This is a genomic window from Massilia sp. CCM 8734, assembly GCF_011682155.1.
In the GTDB taxonomy this organism is placed as follows: domain Bacteria; phylum Pseudomonadota; class Gammaproteobacteria; order Burkholderiales; family Burkholderiaceae_D; genus Telluria_A; species Telluria_A rubra.
Map to the genome: position 1 here is coordinate 248,712 of NZ_WHJI01000002.1, position 17,361 is coordinate 266,072.

Consider the following 17,361-nt stretch of genomic DNA (forward strand, 5'->3'; position numbering starts at 1 on the left):
CCGCCTATAATGCGAATAATTCTTATTCTCTTTTAGGTGATGGTCATGTCGGCGGCCGAGTCAATTCCGCAACAGCACGCCCATGCGGTGCATGCACTGTATGGCGCGCACCATCGCTGGCTGTTCGGCTGGCTGCGCAACAAACTGGGCTGCGCCCACAATGCGGCCGACGTGGCGCACGACACCTTCTTGCGCATCATCGCCTCGCGCGACGCCCTGCTCGGGGTCGAACAGCCGCGCGCCTGGCTGGCCACCACCGCCAAGCGCCTGATCGTCGACCGCGCGCGCCGCCAGGCGCTGGAACAAAGCTACCTGGCCGAATTGGCCTTGCTGGCCAAGGTCCTGCCCTGTTACCCCTCGCCCGACGAGACCTTGATGGCCTTGCAGGCGCTCGACCAGATCGGCGCCGCCCTGCAAGCGCTGTCCGCCAAAGCGCGCGAAGCGTTTTTGCTGCATTACCTCGACCAGCAGTCGCACGCCGCCATCGCCGCCCGGCTCGGCGTGTCGACCCGCATGGTGCGCAAATACCTGGTGCAGGCGCTGCTGGCCTGCCGCGCGCACTGCCCGGCCATGACCGCATGAGGCGCGCCGATCCGCTCGCCGCCCGGGCGGCCGCCTGGATCGTCCGCCTGACCGGCGACGACGCCGCCGAGCGCGCCCGCGCGCACGCCGGCTTCGCCGCCTGGAAGGCGGCCGACCCGCGCCACGCCGCCGCCGCCGCCGGCATGGAACGCCTGCTCGGCCAGGTCGACGCCTTGCGCGGACATGCCGGCGGCAGCACCCGGCCAGCCCGCGCCGCCTTGGCAACGGTGCCGGCCGGGCGTGCGCGCGCAAAACGCGCCAGGGCCGGCGCCGCCGTGGCGCTGGCTTTGACCGCGCTGGCACTGCCGGCCTGCCTGACCCTGCACGCCTGGCCGCCCGCATATCTGCTGGCCGACGTGCGCGCGGGCGCCGGCCAGTGGCACAGCCGCACCTTGCCGGACGGCAGCCGCATCACCCTGCATGGCGCCAGCGCCGTCAATCTGCACTTCGACGAACGCCGCCGCACGGTCGAACTGGTGCAGGGAGACATTCTGGTTGAAGTCGCCAAGGACCCCGGCCGCCCCTTCGTGCTCGAGACGCCGCAAGGCAGCATTCGCGCGCTCGGCACCCGCTTCACCGTCGCCCGGCGCGAGCAGGTCACCGTATTGAGCATGCTCGAGTCGCGCGTGGCGGTGCGCAGCGTCGCCGGGACGCAGGCCGAGGCCGAGGCCATCGTCGGCGCCGGCCAGCGTGTCGCCATCGACGCGGCCGGGGTCCACGCTCCCGAGCCGATCGACCCCGCCGCCATCGACGACGCCTGGCGCCTGCGCCAGCTGGTGGTCAGCGACCGGCCGCTGGGCGAAGTGCTGGAGCAACTGAACCGGCACCGGCGCGGACAGATCCGCTACGACCCGGCCCGGCTCGATGGCATCCGCGTGTCCGCCGTGCTGCCGCTGGACGACACCGACCGCGCCCTGCGACTGCTGCAGGCGAGCTTTCCGCAACTGCGGGTGCGCACGCTCACCCCCTGGCTGGTGCTGGTCGATACAAAAACAGAGTAACTTTTTTCGCCAGGCGGTTCCGCTTGGGGTTTTTCATTCGTCATGTCAATGAAACCCACCTACAAGGAAGCATCGACATGTCCACCAGCACCTCTTCGCGCCGCCTGCGCGCCTCCGCCCTCGCCGTCCAGCTCGTCTGCGGCGCCCTGCTCAGCGCCGGCCCCGCCCTGCACGCCCAGGCCCAGGAACGCCAGTACACGATTGCCGCCGGTCCGCTGGCCGACGCCCTTAACCGCTACGCCCAGTTGGCCGGCGCCGCCATCGTGCTCGACGCCGGCAAGGTGCGGGGCTTGCGCACCGAAGGCCTGGCCGGCAGCCACGGCGTCGAACAAGGTTTCGCGATCTTGCTGCGCGGCACTGGCTACGCGCTCGGCAAGTCGGCCGCCGGCTATGTGCTGGTGCCGGCCCCGGCCGCGCCCCCTCCCGCCCCGGCCGGCGCGGCCCAGACCATGGACGAAATCAAGGTCAGCGCGCGGGCCACGCCCGGCCCGACCACCGAAGGCAGCAACGCCTACACCAGCAACCGGGTCACCCTGGGCAAGGGCGAACTGGCGCTCAAGGACATGCCGCAGTCGGTCAGTGTGCTCACGCGCGAACAGATGGACGACCAGGGCCTGACCGACCTGATGGACGCGGCCAACAGCGTCACCGGCGTGGTCGGCGTCAAGGGCGTGGGGCAAGGAATGGTGATCAACGCGCGCGGCTTCCAGATCGATTCCTGGCAATACGACGGCGTGCCGATCCCGCGCAATACTTATGTGCTGGGCAACTGGGGCACCGAGGGCCTGGCCTACTTCGACCGCATCGAAGTGCTGCGCGGCGCGGCCGGCTTGCTGCAAGGCACCGGCAGCCCGGGCGGCGCGGTCAACCTGGTGCGCAAGCGCGGCCAGGCCGAGCGCACCGTCGCGCTCAGCGCCAAAGCCGGTTCCTGGAGCCACGCCGGCGCCCAGCTCGACGCCGGCGGCCCCCTGAACGAGGCCGGCACCCTGCGCGCCCGCGTGGTTGCCGATCTCGAGCGCGCCGATTCCTTTATCGATTACGTGTGGGAACGCAAGCGCGCCCTGTACGCCGCGCTCGACTACGACATCAGCGCCGACACCACGCTCGGCTTGGCCGTCAGCAACACCGACAACCGTTCGCGCCCGATGGTGCGCGGCCTGCCGCGCTATCCGGACGGCGCCGACATCGGCCTGCCGCGCTCCACCTTCGTCGGCGCCGGCTGGAACCGCGCCGGGATCGAGCAAACCACCGTCTACGCCGACCTCAGCCACCGCTTCAACGCCAACTGGCGGGTCAAGGCCGCCGCCGTCCACATGGACGAAAGCAACAGCTCGGTACACCAGCGCATGCACGGCGCCGTGGCCGCCGACGGCAGCGGCCTGACCTATGCCGATTGGGCCACCGATTTCAACTCGGCCAAGCTGGGCGCTGACGTTTACCTGAACGGGGCCTTCGACGCAGCCGGCATGCGCCACGACGTCATGCTGGGCGCCAATTACTCCAAATACACGTCGGATGACCGCTACGCGCGCACCTTCAATCCGGGCGGCAACATTTTCAACATCGACCACGATCGCGCCTGGGTCGACTTCGACATCCTGCAGGCGCGCAACAACGGCGGCACCTACGCCAGCTACGACGTGCGCCAGAAAGGCGTGTACGGCAGCTGGCGCGCCAGGGTGGGCGCGGCGCTGACCCTCATCGGCGGCGCGCGCGTGAGCTGGTACGAGGAACTCTACCGCCTGCGGCGCGACAATTACCAAAGCACGGTGACGGCCTCCGGCAAAGTGACGCCCTACGCCGGCCTGGTCTACGCGCTCGACAAGCAATGGTCGGCCTACGCCAGCTACACCAGCGTCTTCGAAACGCAGTCCGCGCGCAGCGTCAGCGGCCAGATGCTCGAACCCATCAACGGCGGCAACGTCGAACTCGGCGTCAAGGGCGAGCTGATGGACGGCCGGGTCAACACCTCGCTGGCCATGTTCCGCTACGACCACAAGAACCGCGCCGTGGCCGATGTCGCCGCCGGTTTCGCCTGCGACGGCTGGTATTGCTCCAAGGCCAGCGGCAAGGTGCGCAGCCAGGGCGTGGACGCCGAGGCCAGCGGCGAAGTCTTGCCCGGTTTGCAACTGTCGGCCGGCTACACCTGGAACCCGACCAAATTCCTCGAAGACGCCGATAACAAGGGCAAGATCTTCAGCCAGTGGACACCAAGGCACATGCTGCGCGCATGGAGCCGCTACCAGTTGCCGGGCGCCTGGAACAAGCTCAGCGTCGGCGCGGGTTTCAGCGCCCAGAGCAATTCGATCGGCTACGAACGCACCTTCAAGGTGCCCGGCTACACCGTATGGAACGGACGCCTGGCTTACCAGCTGAACCCGCAGCTCGCGCTGGCCTTGAATGTCAACAACCTGCTCGACAAGCGCTACTACATTCCCGCCTTCAACCAAGCCGATGGCAACAATGACTATGGCAGCCCGCGCAGCGTCATGTTCACCATCAAGTACACGCCCGCCCTGTAACCATGATACTCAGTCCAAGCCAGCAAATGTGGTCGCGCCTGCTCGCCGCCGTGGCGGGCGGCTATGCCTTCGCCGCCGCGCTGGCCGTGTTCCTCGGCGCGGTCTTGCCGATGGCGCGCGCCGAAGCGGTGCTGATGGGCGGCTTCGTCAGTTTCGCCGGCTACACGGCGGCCATCGTCTGGGCTTTCGCACCGCTGCCGCTGGGCCGCGTATGCGGGGTCCTGGCGCTGGCCACCGCCCTCCTCGGCGGCGCCGGCTTGCTGCTCGCGCGCAGCGGCGGTGGCGCATGAAGGCCGGCTGGCGCCAGGCGTTGGCCTGGCTGCATACCTGGTGCGGCCTGTGGTTTTCATGGCTGCTGTACGCCATCTTCCTGACCGGCACCCTGGCCGTGTTCGACGAGGCGATCACGCACTGGATGTCGCCCGAACACGCGCTGGCCGAACACGCGGGGGCGCCGCCCGCGCCGGTGGCCGCGGCCGAGCGCGGGCCGCGCCTGGCGCTGGGCGCATCCTTCATGGCGCGCGCCCATCCGCGCGCCGACATGTGGGAAATCTGGCCCATCAACCGCAACGACAACAATGCGCTGGTGGCCTACTGGTTCGACCCGCAGGGCGGCTACGCCGAGGCCCGGCTCGACCCGGCCAGCGGCGCCCAACTGGCCCAGGGTGCGGCCGACAAGCCGGTCCGCCCCACCCTGGGCGGCCACCATTTCGTCGATTTCCATTACGAGCTACACGCCGGCAAGGCCGGCTTGTGGGTCACGGGCGTCGCCGCCATGGCGATGCTGGTGGCGCTGGTGTCTGGCGTGGTCACGCACAAGCGCATCTTCAAGGACTTTTTCACCTTCCGGCCGGCCAAGGGCCAGCGCAGCTGGCTCGACGCCCACAATGCGGTGGCGGTGCTGACCTTGCCGTTCCTGTTCATGATCGCCTACACCGGCCTGGCCATTTCCAGCACCACCCTGATGCCGGCGCCGCTGCTGGCCCATTACGGCCCGGGCAGGGACAAGCTCAAGCAGTTCCTCGCCGACCTGGGCGGGCCGGCGCGGCTGGCGCGCGACGGCCGCGCGCTGGCCGTGCCCGACCTGGAACACTACGCCGCGCGGGCCGAGGCCATCTTCAGGCAACCGGTGCGCTGCATCGTCATCGACAACCCCGGCGACAGCAGCATGCGCATCGGCGTCTACGGCTGGGACAACGACGCCGACAGCCTGCGCCGCATCGCCAACACCAGCGGCATGGTCACGTTTTCGGCCGCCAGCGGCAAGGTGCTGGCCGTGCGCCAGGGCGGCCAGGTCGATGGCGGCGCCGCCTCGCTGGCGCGCCTGGTGATGGGCAGCCTGCACATGGCCAGCTTCGGCGGCGTGACCGTGCGCTGGCTGTACTTTGTATGCGGCCTGGCCGGCACGGCGATGATGGCGACCGGCGCCATCCTGTTCATGGTCAAGCGCAGCACCAGGCATGGCGCCGAATTCGGCGCGGCCACGGCCCGCGTGTACCGGCTGATCGAGGGCATGAACGTGGCCGCCATCGCCGGGCTGGCGATCGCCTGCGTCGGCTTCCTGTGGGCCAACCGCCTGCTGCCGTTGGCGCTCGAACAGCGCGCCGGCTGGGAATTGCGGGTGTTCTTCGGCCTCTGGCTGGCGGCGCTGGCGCACGCCCTGCTGCGCGCGCCGGCCCGGGCCTGGCGCGAACAACTGGCGACCCTGGCGCTGGCCTGCCTGCTGCTGCCACTGCTGAACTGGGCCAGCACGGGCGACCATCTGCTGGCGCAAATCGGCGTGCGCGGCGACTGGGAAAGCGCCGGCGTCGAACTGGCCGCGCTGCTGGCCGGCGCGCTGGCGGCATGGGCCGCGCTGCGGGTGCGCGCGCCCGGGCGACGGGAGAAGCCATGAGCGGTTTTCAGACAGCGAGCCTGCTGGCGCTGGGGCTGGCGTATGCCGGCATGGGTTTGCTGTGCCTGGCGATGGACCGCCACCATGTGCAGGCGTGGCGGCGCGAACCGTCGGTCAGGCTGCGCCTTGGGCTGCGCGGCGCAGGAGCGATCCTGCTGGCGCTGGCGCTGCTGCCGTGCGTAGCGACTTGGGGCGGCACCGTCGGCACGGTGCTCTGGCTCGGCTTCCTGTCGGCCGGCGCGCTGCCGCTGGTGTTCCTGCTGCCATACGCGCCGCGCGCCACCGCGTGCTCGGCGATGCTGGCGGCGCCCGCAGCGCTGGCCGCGCTGGCGGTGCTTCCCTGAAAGCGGGGCGCTAAAAGCGATCGACTATAATTCGCCGGAACAGGGCCGTCACTCCCGGCATGGCCCCTATTGGCGGACATCGTTTTGACTACAGAGACCTTTATCAAGCGCTGGCTGACGCGCAAATACATTATCCGCGCCGTGCTGCTGGCGACCGGCGCCGGCCTGCTGCTGGTGCTCGGCGCGCTCGGCTACTTTTACGGCGTGATCGTGCCGCGCGTGCCGGCCATCGACGCTGTCACCGACTACCGCCCCAAGATCCCGCTGCGCATCTACACCGCCGACAATGTGCTGATCGGCGAATTCGGCGAAGAGCACCGCGACTTCATCCCCATCGAACAAGTGCCGGCGATGATGAAAAACGCCGTGCTGGCCATCGAAGACACGCGCTTCTACACCCACGGCGGGGTCGACTGGATTCGCGCCGCCGGCGCCGCGCGCGCCAACCTGCGCGGCGGCTTTCGCGAAGGGGCGTCGACCATCACCATGCAGGTGGCGCGTAACTTCTTCCTCACGCGCGACAAGGTACTGGGGCGCAAGGCCGACGAAATCGCGCTCGCCTTCAAGATCGAGGCCGCGCTCAAGAAAGACAAGATCCTCGAACTGTATATGAACCAGATTTTCCTGGGACGGCGCTCGTACGGCTTTTCCAGCGCCGCCCAGGCCTACTTCGGCAAGCGCCTCGACCAGCTCTCGATCGCCGAAATGGCGATGCTGGCCGGCGTGCCGCGCGACCCGGTCGGCAACAACCCGGCGGTCAACCCGCGCAACGCCAAGAAGCGCCAGATGATCGTGCTGCGGCGCATGCGCGAACTGGGCTACCTCGACGAGACCCAGTACGCGAGCGCCAGGGAAGAACCGATGCGCATCGCCGCCAAGCGCCAGGAATTCGACATCCACGCGGAATACGTGGCCGAACTGGCGCGCCAGGCGGTGTTCGAACAATACAGGGACGAGGCCTACACGCGCGGCCTGAGCGTCTACACCACCATCCTCAAGGCCGAGCAGGAGGCGGCCTACGACTCGCTGCGCCGCAATGTGCTGGCGTACGACCAGCGGCACGGCTACCGTGGCCCGGAGTCGTTCATCGACCTGCCCTCGGACGCCCAGGAACGCGCCGACGACATTCGCGAAGAACTGCGCAAGCGCCCGGTCAGCGACGGCCTCACGCCCACCGTGGTGACCGAGGTATCGGGCAAGCTGGTCGCGGTAGAAACCATGGACGGCGAGCGCATCGAAATTACCGGCGCCGGCCTGCGCTTCGTGGCGCCGGCCCTGGCGTCCGGCGCCAAGGCCGCCATCAAGCTGCGTCCGGGCGCGGTGGTGCGCATCGCCCAGGACAAGGTAAAAGAGAAGGACAAGGACAAGGACAAGGACAAGGAGACCAAGACCTGGTCGATCGTCCAGCTGCCGCAGGTGGCGGCCGGCTTCGTGGCCATCGATTCGGCCACCGGCGCCTACCATGCGCTGGTCGGCGGCTTCGATTATGGGCTCAACAAGTACAACCACGTCACCCAGGCCTGGCGCCAGCCCGGCTCCTCGATCAAGCCGTTCGTGTATTCGGCGGCGCTGGAAAAAGGTTTTTCGCCGGGCACCCGCATCCTCGACGAAGCGCTGGTCATGCCGAGCGGCGCCGGCGGCGCCACCTGGTCGCCGCAAAACGATGACGGCAAGTTCGATGGAGAAGTGAGCATGCGGCACGCCCTGGTGCACTCGAAGAACGTGCCGTCGGTGCGCTTGCTGCGCGCCATCCAGGTCGGCTACGGCCACGAATTCCTTGGCAAGTTCGGCTTCGACCTGACGCGCCATCCCAAGAACCTGACCATGGCGCTCGGTACCGGCGCGGTGACCCCGCTGCAACTGGCGGGCGCATACGCGGTGTTCGCCAACGGCGGCTTTTCGGTCAATCCTTACCTGATCGCCAAAATCAAGGACGGCAACGGCACCATCCTGCTCGAGACGCCGGCGCCGGCCGTGGCCGACGAAACGCGGCGCGTGATCGACCAGCGCAACGCCTTCATGGTCGACAGCATGCTGCGCGACGTGACCCGCTTCGGCACCGCCGCCGGCGCCACCCGCGCGCTGGGCCGCAACGACCTGGCCGGCAAGACCGGCACCACCAGCGATGCCTTCGACGGCTGGTTCGCCGGGTACGCCGGCAACGTGGTGGGCGTGGCCTGGATGGGCTACGACGATCCACGCTCGCTCGGCGGACGCGAATTCGGCGCCACGCTGGCCATGCCGATCTGGGTCGACTACATGCGCGCGGCGCTCGACAAGCGTCCCGCGAAGGAACGCCCGACGCCGGAAGGCGTGCTGCGCGAGGACGACGACTGGATCTATGCGGAATACGCGGGCAGCAGCGAGTTCAAGACGATCGACATGAACGAGCTGCCGGCGCTGCCGGCAGATGGCGCGGAGCCGGGCGAGCCGGGAGAACCGGGTGAGCCGGGCCAGCCGCCCGTGCCAGGCGCGGCGGCCGTGCCGCCAGCGCCACCCCCGCAGAACACCCATGGCGCCGAATCGCAGGCGGGAGGCTAGCCGACACGCGCCCGCAGCGTCATTCCCGCGCCAAGGCGGCCCTCGGCGGGAATGACGAGATAGCGGCCGGAGGCGCGACCGACGCCGCGTTCGCATTTTCCTTCCGCGTTCATGCATTGCCAGCTATGATAAGACGCTTTTTTAGCACCCCTCTTTCATACTGGAGCAATGGATGGCGATTGTCGCACTGGCCGGACCAAAAGAAATCACGATCCGAGGAGTCCTCCTCGGCATCGTCATCACCCTCGTCTTTACAGCCGCCCAGGTTTACCTGGGCCTGAAAGTCGGGCTCACCTTCGCGACCTCGATCCCGGCCGCCGTCATCTCGATGGCGCTGCTGAGCGCCTTCAAGGACGCCACCATCCAGGAAAACAATATCGTCCAGACCATCGCGTCGGCGGCGGGCACGCTGGCGTCGGTGATCTTCGTGCTGCCTGGCCTGATCATGATCGGCTGGTGGGCCAAGGTGCCGTTCTGGCCCGTCTTCGGCGCCTGCGCCATCGGCGGCGTGCTGGGCGTGATGTACACGGTGCCGCTGCGGCGCGCGCTGGTGTCGCAGTCCGACCTGCCCTACCCGGAAGGGGTGGCCGCGGCCGAAGTGCTCAAGGTCGGCACTTCCTCGCGCAGCGGCGCGGCCGAAGGCAAGCTCGGTCTGATGGCGGTGATCTGGGGCAGCGTGGCCTCCGCGCTGTTCGCGGCCGCCGCCGGCGCCAAGCTGATGGCCGCCGAAGTGGCGTTCTATTTTAAAACCGGCAGCGGCGCCACCGGGATCGGGGCGGCCAGTTCGCTCGCCCTGCTGGGCGCCGGTCACCTGATGGGCATCACCGTCGGCATCGCCATGCTGGCGGGCCTGATCATCGCCTGGGCCGTGCTGGTGCCGGTACTGACGTCGATGGAGCCGATGCCGGCCCTGGCGGCAGCCGACCAGGCGCTCGGGATGTGGAGCTCCAAAGTGCGCATGATCGGCGCCGGCGCCATCGGCGCGGCCGCCATCGTGACCCTGGCCGGCCTGGGCAAGCCAGTGCTGGGCGGCCTGAAATCGGCGCTGGAGATGGCGCGCAAGGCCAAGGCCGAAGGTGCGGAGATTCCGCGCGCCGAGCAGGACCTGCCGATTTTCGTCGTCGGCCTGGTCACCCTGCTGGCCATGGCGCCGGCCGGCTGGCTGCTGGCCAGCTTCCTGCAAGGCGGCGTGCTTGCCAGCCTGGCGCTGCCGCTGGTGGCGGTCGGCGTCGGCTACATCCTGGTGGCCGGCGTGTTCGCCGCCGCCGTCTGCGGCTACATGGCCGGCTTGATCGGATCGTCCAATTCGCCGGTGTCCGGCATCGCCATCCTGACCATCCTGGGCGCCTCGCTCAGCGTCGGCTTCGTCGGCAAGCATCTCATCGGCCCGGACGTGGCGCACGCGCTGGTCGCCTACGCGCTGTTCGTCACCACCGTGGTGCTGGCCGTCGCGGTGATCGGCAACGACAACCTGCAAGACCTGAAAACCGGCCAACTGGTCGGCGCCACTCCGTGGAAGCAGCAAGTCGGCCTGTTGATCGGCGTGGCCGCCGGTTCGACCGTGGTCCCGCTGGTGCTGGACCTGCTCAATAGCGCCAAAGGCTTTGCCGGCGCCCCGAACGTGGGCGTGGTCGGCGACGATCCGCTGGCGGCCCCGCAGGCGGCCCTGATTTCCACCCTGGCCAAGGGCGTCATCGGCAATAACCTGGAATGGAACCTGATCGGCTACGGCGCCCTGCTCGGCCTGACGCTGGTCGTCGTGGACTTCGTCATCCGCAAGGCCAGCAAGGAGCGTTTTAGTTTGCCGCCGCTGGGCGTGGGCCTGGCGATCTACCTGCCAAGCGCGGTCACCGCGCCGGTCGTGGTCGGCGCCGTGGCCGGCTGGCTGTTCGAACGCGCCGTCAGCAGCGCCACCTGGGGCGAGACGGCCAAGCGCATCGGCGTGCTGGTCATGTCCGGCTTTATCGTCGGCGAGAGCCTGTTCAACGTCGGCCTGGCCGGCCTGATCGTGGCCACCAAGGTCGCCGAACCGCTGGCCGTCCCGAACAGCATGAGCGAAACGACGCACATGCTGATCGCCCTGGTGCTGGGCGCGGCCATTGTCAGCGGCCTGTATCGCTGGGCCGCGCGCAGCGCCCAAAAAGTCGCCGCTTGAGCGCGACTTAAGCTGCGCTTCCCCCGCCAGGGCGCCGGCCGGCGCCCTGGCGAACCGTGGACCAGTCAATGCGATGCTGCACTGGTTGTCCTTCGAGTAGTGCTTCACGCCCGCCCCATGCCCCCCTTCCGACTCAGTCTCTTCATCGCCGCGCCGATCGCTGCCAGGACGGGCTGGATTTCAGCTCAAGGTATAAGTCGACCCGCTGGCCGACGCGTTTCCGCAGGTTCACTGAACATTTTGCCAGGCAATGTCACCAATATAGCTTGTTTTAGTGTATATTCAACAATGCTTTCCGTTAAAAGAGTTGTGCAAGAGGCTATACTGAACACGCTCAGCAATAGAGTTCATTAAAAGATGAACCTGTCATTCCGACCCGGACGGAGGGTGCGATACTGGTGTTTTCCATGTCATCAGTAAAGCAAGCAATTGAAATTTCACGTAAATAAAGGAAACCTAGAATGCCTTGGAACGTAAATGCCGCCGTAGCACATCTTAATTCACATGCAATGCCAGCCAGCACAAGCAACTGTGCGAAATTTGTCAGGCAAGCCATTGCGGCTGGCGGTGTAACTGTTGTAAATACAAACTCCGCAAAAGATTATGGCATCCGCCTTACTAATGCCGGATTTGTTGCAGTACAAGGCGCGCCAAGAGCCGGCGATGTTGCGGTTATTCAACCAATTCCCGGTCATCCTGATGGCCATATGACGATGTATAACGGTACGCAATGGGTATCTGACTATAAGCAGCCAGCAGTCCATGGGTATTATCCATCACCTGCCTATAGGCAACAGAAACCACCAGTGACATTTTACCGAAAGCCGTAGAAATTAAGATCAATGATTCAATTTTAAATTGATACTAAAATGAAAATCGGAATTTATTCTCTCTTAATACTTTCGCTTTTTTTCGGAAAATCTTCTTTTGCAAGTGATGCGTTCAGCACCATTAAATGCGGATCGGAAATTTCAAAGAAACTGATCGGCAGGCACGTAAAAAACGAAAAAGTTGTAGATATCGAGGCTAGGCATAAGAGCATAGACCTTAAAAATTTGGGAATGGATGACATTTCTGAAAAATTGCTCGCAGGATACTGGATGATTTGCGGGAATAAATTTATCCTGCTTGAGGATAAAAAGCTTTTGATGATACACGACGTTATACAAGTTCCAGACGATCCAACACGCTTTGTAGATTTTACTGGACAATGCACGGTACACGGTAAAGAAAAATCAGAATTGATTTTTGCTATTTTGAATAAAGAAGACGGTGTTGCGACCCTATCAGCAAATTCCGCCTGGATTGTTGATGAAAAGAAAAAAGTATTCAGGAAAACTTCTACGGATGGGATGAGATGCGAGAATTTTTCATCCTCCCCGCCGCCATAAAGGCGCGATGCGTGCGAGTCGCTTCGGTGGGAACTCCTGGCAAGCGCCTTGTTGAACGTTGACAAGGCGCTTTTTTCATGGTCCCCCGGCACAGGGAGCGCCGGCTGGATCGTCAATGTTTTCGCTCGGTGGCGGAAACACGCCGCCGCCCAGCTCGACCGGGCGCGCGACTGGCTGCTGCGCGCAGCGGGCTTTGTTACCCTGGGCTAGCAGCCTGTCGGACTTGGGGAGTCGAAGCGAAAAAATAGCTGGGCGCGGCCAGATTTTGACGATTTCGCAGTGCCAATAGCGAGCTATTGGCCGAGAAAGCGGCGAAATATGGACCGTCCCAGGTATTTTTGCAGCCGACGATCCCAAGTCCGACAGGCGGCTAGCATGGCAATCATGCGCGACTGACTCACGCCGGTCCACCCTGAACGTGGTCGGCGCCGTTGCCGGCTGGCTGTTCGAACGGGCCGTCAGCAGCGCCACCTGGGGCGAGACGGCCAAGCGCGTCGGCGTGCTGGTGATGTCCGGCTTTATCGTCGGCGAGAGCCTGTTCAAGGTCGGCCTGGCCGGCCTGAGCGTGGCCACCAAGGTCGCCGAGCCGCTGGCCGTGCCGAACGGCATGAACGAAACGACGCACATGCTGATCGCCCTGATGCTGGGCGCGGCCATCGTCAGCGGCCTGTATTGCTGGGCCGCGCGCAGTGCCCAAAAAGTGGCCGCCTGACCCGGGCTTGAGGCTTCCCCAGCCGGGGCGCCGGCCGGCCTCCCGGCGAAACGTGCACCAGTGCAGTCGACGCCGCACTTGTTGTCGCTCGGATACTATTTCACGCGCTCCATGGCGCCTTCGCGACTCGGACTCTTCATCGCCGCCCCCGATCGCAGCGGCGGCGCACCGGGCGCGCGCGTTACCGCAGCGCGGCTACCGACGGGCGGTACGCGCGCAATGCGCTCTCGAGTTGCTCATCGCTGGGTGGGTCGGCAAATAGCTGCTCCAGCGTCTTCCCCCGCTTGTCGATCAGGTAAGCAGTCTTGAGGTGAAACTCGCGATACAGCCCGCTCCTGTCGAAATCGAGCGCCGGATCGCCGTCGGCGAACTGCTTGCGATTCGCCTCGAAATCGAATGCGCCGCCTTTTGCCACGTAGTCCGCATGCCCTTCCACCAGCCACTGCGGATAACGCAGCACGGCCAAGCGTCCGAAGCGGCGCTCATGGTCGCTGTGCGTGATCTCATGGGCGATGAAATACGACAGCGGTCGTTGCTCCGCATCGGCGATCGGCCCCGGTCCGGGCGCGTGGATGCGGTTCGCCGCAATGTCGGAAGCGCGTATGAATATATTCTCCACCACGATCCCGCCGCCCGTGCCGCCGATGTTGGTGTTGAAGTGGCCGCTATAGAACCACAGCCGCCAGGGCTCGTTGCAAAAGAAGATGTTGACCCGGGTGCGGCTGTCGTACAGCGCCGAGGTGCGCCAGCGCCGGGTGGCGTCGTCGAGCACGGCGGCGATACTGGCGGGAATGGGACGGTCCGACCAGACCTGGTAGTTCCGGTGCGTTGCCCGATGGCTGAACAAGGGCTCCGGATTGGCCGCGATGACGACGTATGCCGGCACGAGGATCAACAGGCCGACGCAGCAGCGCTTGACGATACAAAATGCGCGGCGTGCGCGGTTGTTGGCGTGCATGGTCAGGATGCCAGTCGAGTGTGACGTGGGGCGGCCGGCGCCGTTGCCGGGCTGCGATCCGTCCAGATTAGCATCGCTGCGTTAGCGGTAGCTTAAACACGCCGCAGCGCCTGGGCCGTCGCAAGCCATGCCGGCAGTGGTTTTTTGCCTCTGCAAGCCGGACAAAGCCGACCCTGCGTGCTAGCATGGCAGATATGCGATTGTCGCCTACCGTCGGCGCCGGTCCACCCTCAGGAGACGCCTTGTATTTTTGGAAGCAACTTTCACCGTCCACACCGCACCGCCTCAGCGCCGGTACGGCTTTCGGCATGACCGACACCGGTACCGTACGCCCTTCGAACGAGGATAATTTCCTGATCGAGGCCGACCTGGGCCTGGTCGCCGTGGCCGACGGCATGGGCGGTCACGACTCGGGGGAGGTCGCCAGCGCCGAAGCATTGAGCTCGCTGGCCCGCTTCCTGCGCGCCAGCGCCGACCCGGATAGCGGCGTGGCGCCGCCCGACTTCCGCGCCAGCCCGTTCGACCCCGAAGCGACCGATCCGCACGCCCACTGGAGCGAAGCGACCCTGGCCAGCATGGTCACGCTGCACGACGCGGTCGAATTTACCAACCAGCGCATGTACCAGACCAACCTGGCCAACCGGCGCGGCGACGGCGGCGGCATGGGCACCACGCTCACCGGCGTGTGGCAACCCGAACCGGGCGCCCCGCTGCTGGTGTTCCACGTTGGCGACAGCCGCCTGTACCGCTATCGGGCCGGCCAGCTGACCCAACTCACGCGCGACCAGACCATGTACCAGGAAGCCGTCGAAGCCGGCGCCACCGAAAACCTGCCGCCGCGCAACCTGTTGCTGCAGGCGATAGGGCCCTCGGGCGACGTGCGCCCGGAACTGCACATCCAGGCCGCCCAGCCCGGCGACCTGTACCTGTTGTGCAGCGACGGCATGTACGGCGCCACGTCCGACGAGCGCATCGCCGCGCTGCTGGCCGACGTCCTCCCGGCCCAACTGGGCGATTGCTGCAAGGAATTGATCGCCACCGCCTTGCGCGACGGCAGCCGCGACAATGTCACCGTGGTCCTGTTTCATTGCGATTAACCATTGCAATTCCATAAGATTAATAATCAGCAAATACTCGTGTACCAGACACGACGCTGGACAGCACAACCCTAAGTTTCTACTGAGTAATCATGTAAAATCCAGGGAACAGCCTTTGTGCAGGTAAAAGAGAACAAGCAATGAAATGGCTGAAGAATTTGTTGGGCAGCGACAGCGAAGAAAGCAAGCCTGCGCCAGCCCCCATAGCCGCTCCCGCTCCCTCCAGGGCGCGGGCGCCCGAGCGTGCGCACGCCGGCATGGTCGATGTGCTGTTCTACCGCTGGCTGGCCGGCGTCACGCCGAACAGCGGCCCGTCCAGCGACGAAAAAATCCTCGCGGTCGACCTGGCCTACATGACCCAGCTCCCGCTCGACGAAATCACCCTCGCCCCAAGCAGACCGCCCGTGTTCACGCCATTGCTGCGCTCCATGCGCGACAGCAGCGTCTCCGGCGCCGACCTGGCGCGCCAGCTCTCGCAAGACAAGGAACTGGTCGCCGAAGTGCTGCGCGAAGCGAACCGTCCCTGCCACCACCCGCACTATCACGCCAACGACCCGGTGACGACCGTCGAACGGGCCACCATGCTGCTGGGAGTGAACGGGCTGCGCATGCTGGTCGGACGGGCCTCGCTGCTGCCGGTGATCATGAGCATGCATCCGGGGCCGTTTTCGCAGCTTTCCACGCCGCTGCTGTGGCGCCAGTGCGAAAAATGCGCGCTCGCCGCCAGCGTGCTGGCGCCCTCGGTGCGCGCCAATCCGGTCGAAGCGTATTTCGCCGGGCTGCTGCACAATATGGGCCTGATCGTGGCCTTCCGCCTGCTCGACCAGGCCAATACCGAACCGTCCTTGCCGCAGTCCGAAGAGTTTGTGGCGGCGCTGCATGGGCACGCGCGCGTGCTGTCGGTGCGGATCGCCGAAGCATGGGGTTTTCCTGAAACCGTGACCAGCGCCATCCGCGAAGCCGGCGACCCTGACGGCGAAGCGCTGTCGCAGGTGGTGGCGCTGGCCGACATGCTCAGTCGCCTGCGCATGCTGGTCGACTCGGCCCACTTTGAAGAGGACGATCCGTTCGTGGTCGAAGGGCTGGACGCGGCCAGCCTGGCCTGTTTCGAAGAACTCCGTAACGAAGACGAATAATGAGGACCATGAATGGCATTCGAGATTGAGCGCAAGCTGGTGATCGGCGTGGCGTCGAGCGCCCTGTTCGACCTGACCGCCTCGCACCAGGTGTATATGGACAGCGGGCCGGACGAATACCGCAGGTACCAGGAACGCAATCTGGACGCCATTCTCGAGAAGGGGGTGGCGTTTCCCTTCATTCGCCGCTTCCTCAACATCAACAAGGTCTTCGCGCGCCACCATCCGGTCGAAGTGGTGCTCTTGTCGCGCAACTCGCCCGAAACGGGCCTGCGCGTGATGCGCTCGATCGCGCACTACGGGCTCGATATTTCGCGCGCCGCTTTCATCACCGGCAAGTCGCCCTACACCTACCTGCCGGCGTTTAACGCGGCGCTGTTCCTGAGTGCCAACGAAGAAGACGTCAAGAGCGCGATTGCGGCCAACTATCCGGCCGGGCTGGTACTGCCATCGAAAATCGTCGACGACGATGACGATATCGAACTGCGCGTGGCCTTCGACTTCGATGGCGTGATCGCCGACGACGAGTCGGAGACCATCTTCAAGCGCAATAACAACCTCGAAGAATTCCACGCCCACGAGACCTTGCACATGGCCGTGCCGCACCGTCCGGGGCCGCTGGCCGAGATGTTCCGCAAGCTGTCGCTGATGCAGAAGCTGGAAGAACGCGCGCAAAAGCGCGACCCGGACTACAAGAAGGTGCTGCGCATTGCGATCATCACCGCGCGCAACGCGCCCTCGCACGAGCGTGTGGTGACCACGCTCAAAAGCTGGGGCGTATCGGCCAGCGAGACCTTCTTTTTGGGCGGGATGAACAAGTCGCGCGTGCTGTCGATCTTCAAGCCGCATATCTTTTTCGATGACCAGCTGACCCACCTGAGCTCCTCGCCCGGTGGCACGATACCGATGGTGCATGTGCCGTTCGGGATTGCCAACCGGCGCCCTATGGGGTAGGAAAACTTGGGTTCCCGCCTGCGCGGGAAGTCGGTTCCGGCAATGCCGGGAACGACGGCTCAACTTCGAACGGT

Annotated in this window: 15 protein-coding genes; 14 read left to right on the forward strand and 1 reads right to left on the reverse strand. The window is 65.6% G+C overall.

Annotation, left to right across the window (positions count from 1 at the left end):
* The first annotated feature begins 45 nt into the window (after positions 1–45).
* The 11 genes from F2P46_RS03285 (at position 46) to F2P46_RS03335 (ending at position 13,142) form a co-directional block, all read left to right on the forward strand.
* Positions 46–582, forward strand: coding sequence for a sigma-70 family RNA polymerase sigma factor (locus F2P46_RS03285; RefSeq protein ID WP_166885170.1), 537 nt, complete (start codon positions 46–48; stop codon positions 580–582).
* Positions 579–1,583 carry a FecR family protein gene (locus tag F2P46_RS03290; protein ID WP_166885172.1) on the forward strand — a complete coding sequence of 335 codons (1,005 nt, stop codon included), beginning with the start codon at positions 579–581 and terminating at the stop codon, positions 1,581–1,583. Before F2P46_RS03285 ends, F2P46_RS03290 begins: the two co-directional genes overlap by 4 nt.
* Positions 1,584–1,660: 77 nt before the next feature.
* Positions 1,661–4,105, forward strand: coding sequence for a TonB-dependent siderophore receptor (locus F2P46_RS03295; RefSeq protein ID WP_166885174.1), 2,445 nt, complete (start codon positions 1,661–1,663; stop codon positions 4,103–4,105).
* Positions 4,106–4,107: 2 nt separating this feature from the next.
* Positions 4,108–4,395, forward strand: a complete 288-nt coding sequence (locus tag F2P46_RS03300) for a hypothetical protein (protein ID WP_166885176.1) — start codon at positions 4,108–4,110, stop codon at positions 4,393–4,395.
* The gene (locus tag F2P46_RS03305) at positions 4,392–5,999 is read left to right on the forward strand and encodes a PepSY-associated TM helix domain-containing protein (protein ID WP_208296484.1); all 1,608 of its coding nucleotides are present in this window, start codon (positions 4,392–4,394) and stop codon (positions 5,997–5,999) included. The genes F2P46_RS03300 and F2P46_RS03305 overlap by 4 nt, the downstream gene beginning before the upstream one ends.
* Complete coding sequence (locus F2P46_RS03310) at positions 5,996–6,343, forward strand: DUF3325 domain-containing protein (protein WP_166885177.1); 348 nt, start codon at positions 5,996–5,998, stop codon at positions 6,341–6,343. Before F2P46_RS03305 ends, F2P46_RS03310 begins: the two co-directional genes overlap by 4 nt.
* Positions 6,344–6,427: 84 nt before the next feature.
* Positions 6,428–8,884, forward strand: coding sequence for a PBP1A family penicillin-binding protein (locus F2P46_RS03315; protein WP_208296485.1), 2,457 nt, complete (start codon positions 6,428–6,430; stop codon positions 8,882–8,884).
* A gap of 172 nt (positions 8,885–9,056) precedes the next feature.
* A complete protein-coding gene (locus F2P46_RS03320; protein ID WP_166885179.1) occupies positions 9,057–11,039 on the forward strand; it encodes an OPT family oligopeptide transporter in 1,983 nt (660 codons plus the stop codon).
* A 461-nt stretch (positions 11,040–11,500) separates the two neighbouring features.
* Entirely contained in the window at positions 11,501–11,869 is a 369-nt protein-coding gene (locus F2P46_RS03325) for a CHAP domain-containing protein (protein WP_166885181.1), read from the forward strand.
* A 39-nt stretch (positions 11,870–11,908) separates the two neighbouring features.
* Positions 11,909–12,430, forward strand: coding sequence for a hypothetical protein (locus tag F2P46_RS03330; RefSeq protein ID WP_166885183.1), 522 nt, complete (start codon positions 11,909–11,911; stop codon positions 12,428–12,430).
* 418 nt (positions 12,431–12,848) lie between these two features.
* The gene (locus tag F2P46_RS03335; RefSeq protein WP_166885184.1) at positions 12,849–13,142 is read left to right on the forward strand and encodes a hypothetical protein; all 294 of its coding nucleotides are present in this window, start codon (positions 12,849–12,851) and stop codon (positions 13,140–13,142) included.
* 181 nt (positions 13,143–13,323) lie between these two features.
* On the opposite strand, the gene F2P46_RS03340 is transcribed toward F2P46_RS03335, so the two are convergent.
* Positions 13,324–14,100 carry a hypothetical protein gene (locus F2P46_RS03340; protein ID WP_166885186.1) on the reverse strand — a complete coding sequence of 259 codons (777 nt, stop codon included), beginning with the start codon at positions 14,098–14,100 and terminating at the stop codon, positions 13,324–13,326.
* Between the two features lie 308 nt (positions 14,101–14,408).
* On the opposite strand from F2P46_RS03340, the gene F2P46_RS03345 reads away from it, so the two are divergent.
* The 3 genes from F2P46_RS03345 to F2P46_RS03355 all read left to right on the forward strand — a co-directional run bounded on the left by F2P46_RS03345 (position 14,409) and on the right by F2P46_RS03355 (position 17,287).
* On the forward strand, positions 14,409–15,197 hold the full coding sequence (locus F2P46_RS03345) for a protein phosphatase 2C domain-containing protein (protein WP_166885188.1): 789 nt from the start codon (positions 14,409–14,411) through the stop codon (positions 15,195–15,197).
* Positions 15,198–15,337: 140 nt separating this feature from the next.
* Complete coding sequence (locus F2P46_RS03350; RefSeq protein ID WP_166885190.1) at positions 15,338–16,333, forward strand: HDOD domain-containing protein; 996 nt, start codon at positions 15,338–15,340, stop codon at positions 16,331–16,333.
* 12 nt (positions 16,334–16,345) lie between these two features.
* Entirely contained in the window at positions 16,346–17,287 is a 942-nt protein-coding gene (locus tag F2P46_RS03355) for a 5'-nucleotidase (RefSeq protein ID WP_166885191.1), read from the forward strand.
* Positions 17,288–17,361: the final 74 nt, after the last annotated feature.

What these genes read in the sequence shown, in the direction of transcription:
- F2P46_RS03340 (WP_166885186.1), bottom strand. Translation starts at nt 14,100, where the DNA reads ATGCACGCCAACAACCGCGCACGCCGCGCATTTTGTATCGTCAAGCGC.
- F2P46_RS03295 (WP_166885174.1), top strand. Translation starts at nt 1,661, where the DNA reads ATGTCCACCAGCACCTCTTCGCGCCGCCTGCGCGCCTCCGCCCTCGCC.
- F2P46_RS03345 (WP_166885188.1), top strand. Translation starts at nt 14,409, where the DNA reads ATGACCGACACCGGTACCGTACGCCCTTCGAACGAGGATAATTTCCTG.
- F2P46_RS03290 (WP_166885172.1), top strand. Translation starts at nt 579, where the DNA reads ATGAGGCGCGCCGATCCGCTCGCCGCCCGGGCGGCCGCCTGGATCGTC.
- F2P46_RS03285 (WP_166885170.1), top strand. Translation starts at nt 46, where the DNA reads ATGTCGGCGGCCGAGTCAATTCCGCAACAGCACGCCCATGCGGTGCAT.
- F2P46_RS03325 (WP_166885181.1), top strand. Translation starts at nt 11,501, where the DNA reads ATGCCTTGGAACGTAAATGCCGCCGTAGCACATCTTAATTCACATGCA.
- F2P46_RS03330 (WP_166885183.1), top strand. Translation starts at nt 11,909, where the DNA reads ATGAAAATCGGAATTTATTCTCTCTTAATACTTTCGCTTTTTTTCGGA.
- F2P46_RS03305 (WP_208296484.1), top strand. Translation starts at nt 4,392, where the DNA reads ATGAAGGCCGGCTGGCGCCAGGCGTTGGCCTGGCTGCATACCTGGTGC.
- F2P46_RS03350 (WP_166885190.1), top strand. Translation starts at nt 15,338, where the DNA reads ATGAAATGGCTGAAGAATTTGTTGGGCAGCGACAGCGAAGAAAGCAAG.
- F2P46_RS03300 (WP_166885176.1), top strand. Translation starts at nt 4,108, where the DNA reads ATGATACTCAGTCCAAGCCAGCAAATGTGGTCGCGCCTGCTCGCCGCC.
- F2P46_RS03310 (WP_166885177.1), top strand. Translation starts at nt 5,996, where the DNA reads ATGAGCGGTTTTCAGACAGCGAGCCTGCTGGCGCTGGGGCTGGCGTAT.
- F2P46_RS03355 (WP_166885191.1), top strand. Translation starts at nt 16,346, where the DNA reads ATGGCATTCGAGATTGAGCGCAAGCTGGTGATCGGCGTGGCGTCGAGC.
- F2P46_RS03320 (WP_166885179.1), top strand. Translation starts at nt 9,057, where the DNA reads ATGGCGATTGTCGCACTGGCCGGACCAAAAGAAATCACGATCCGAGGA.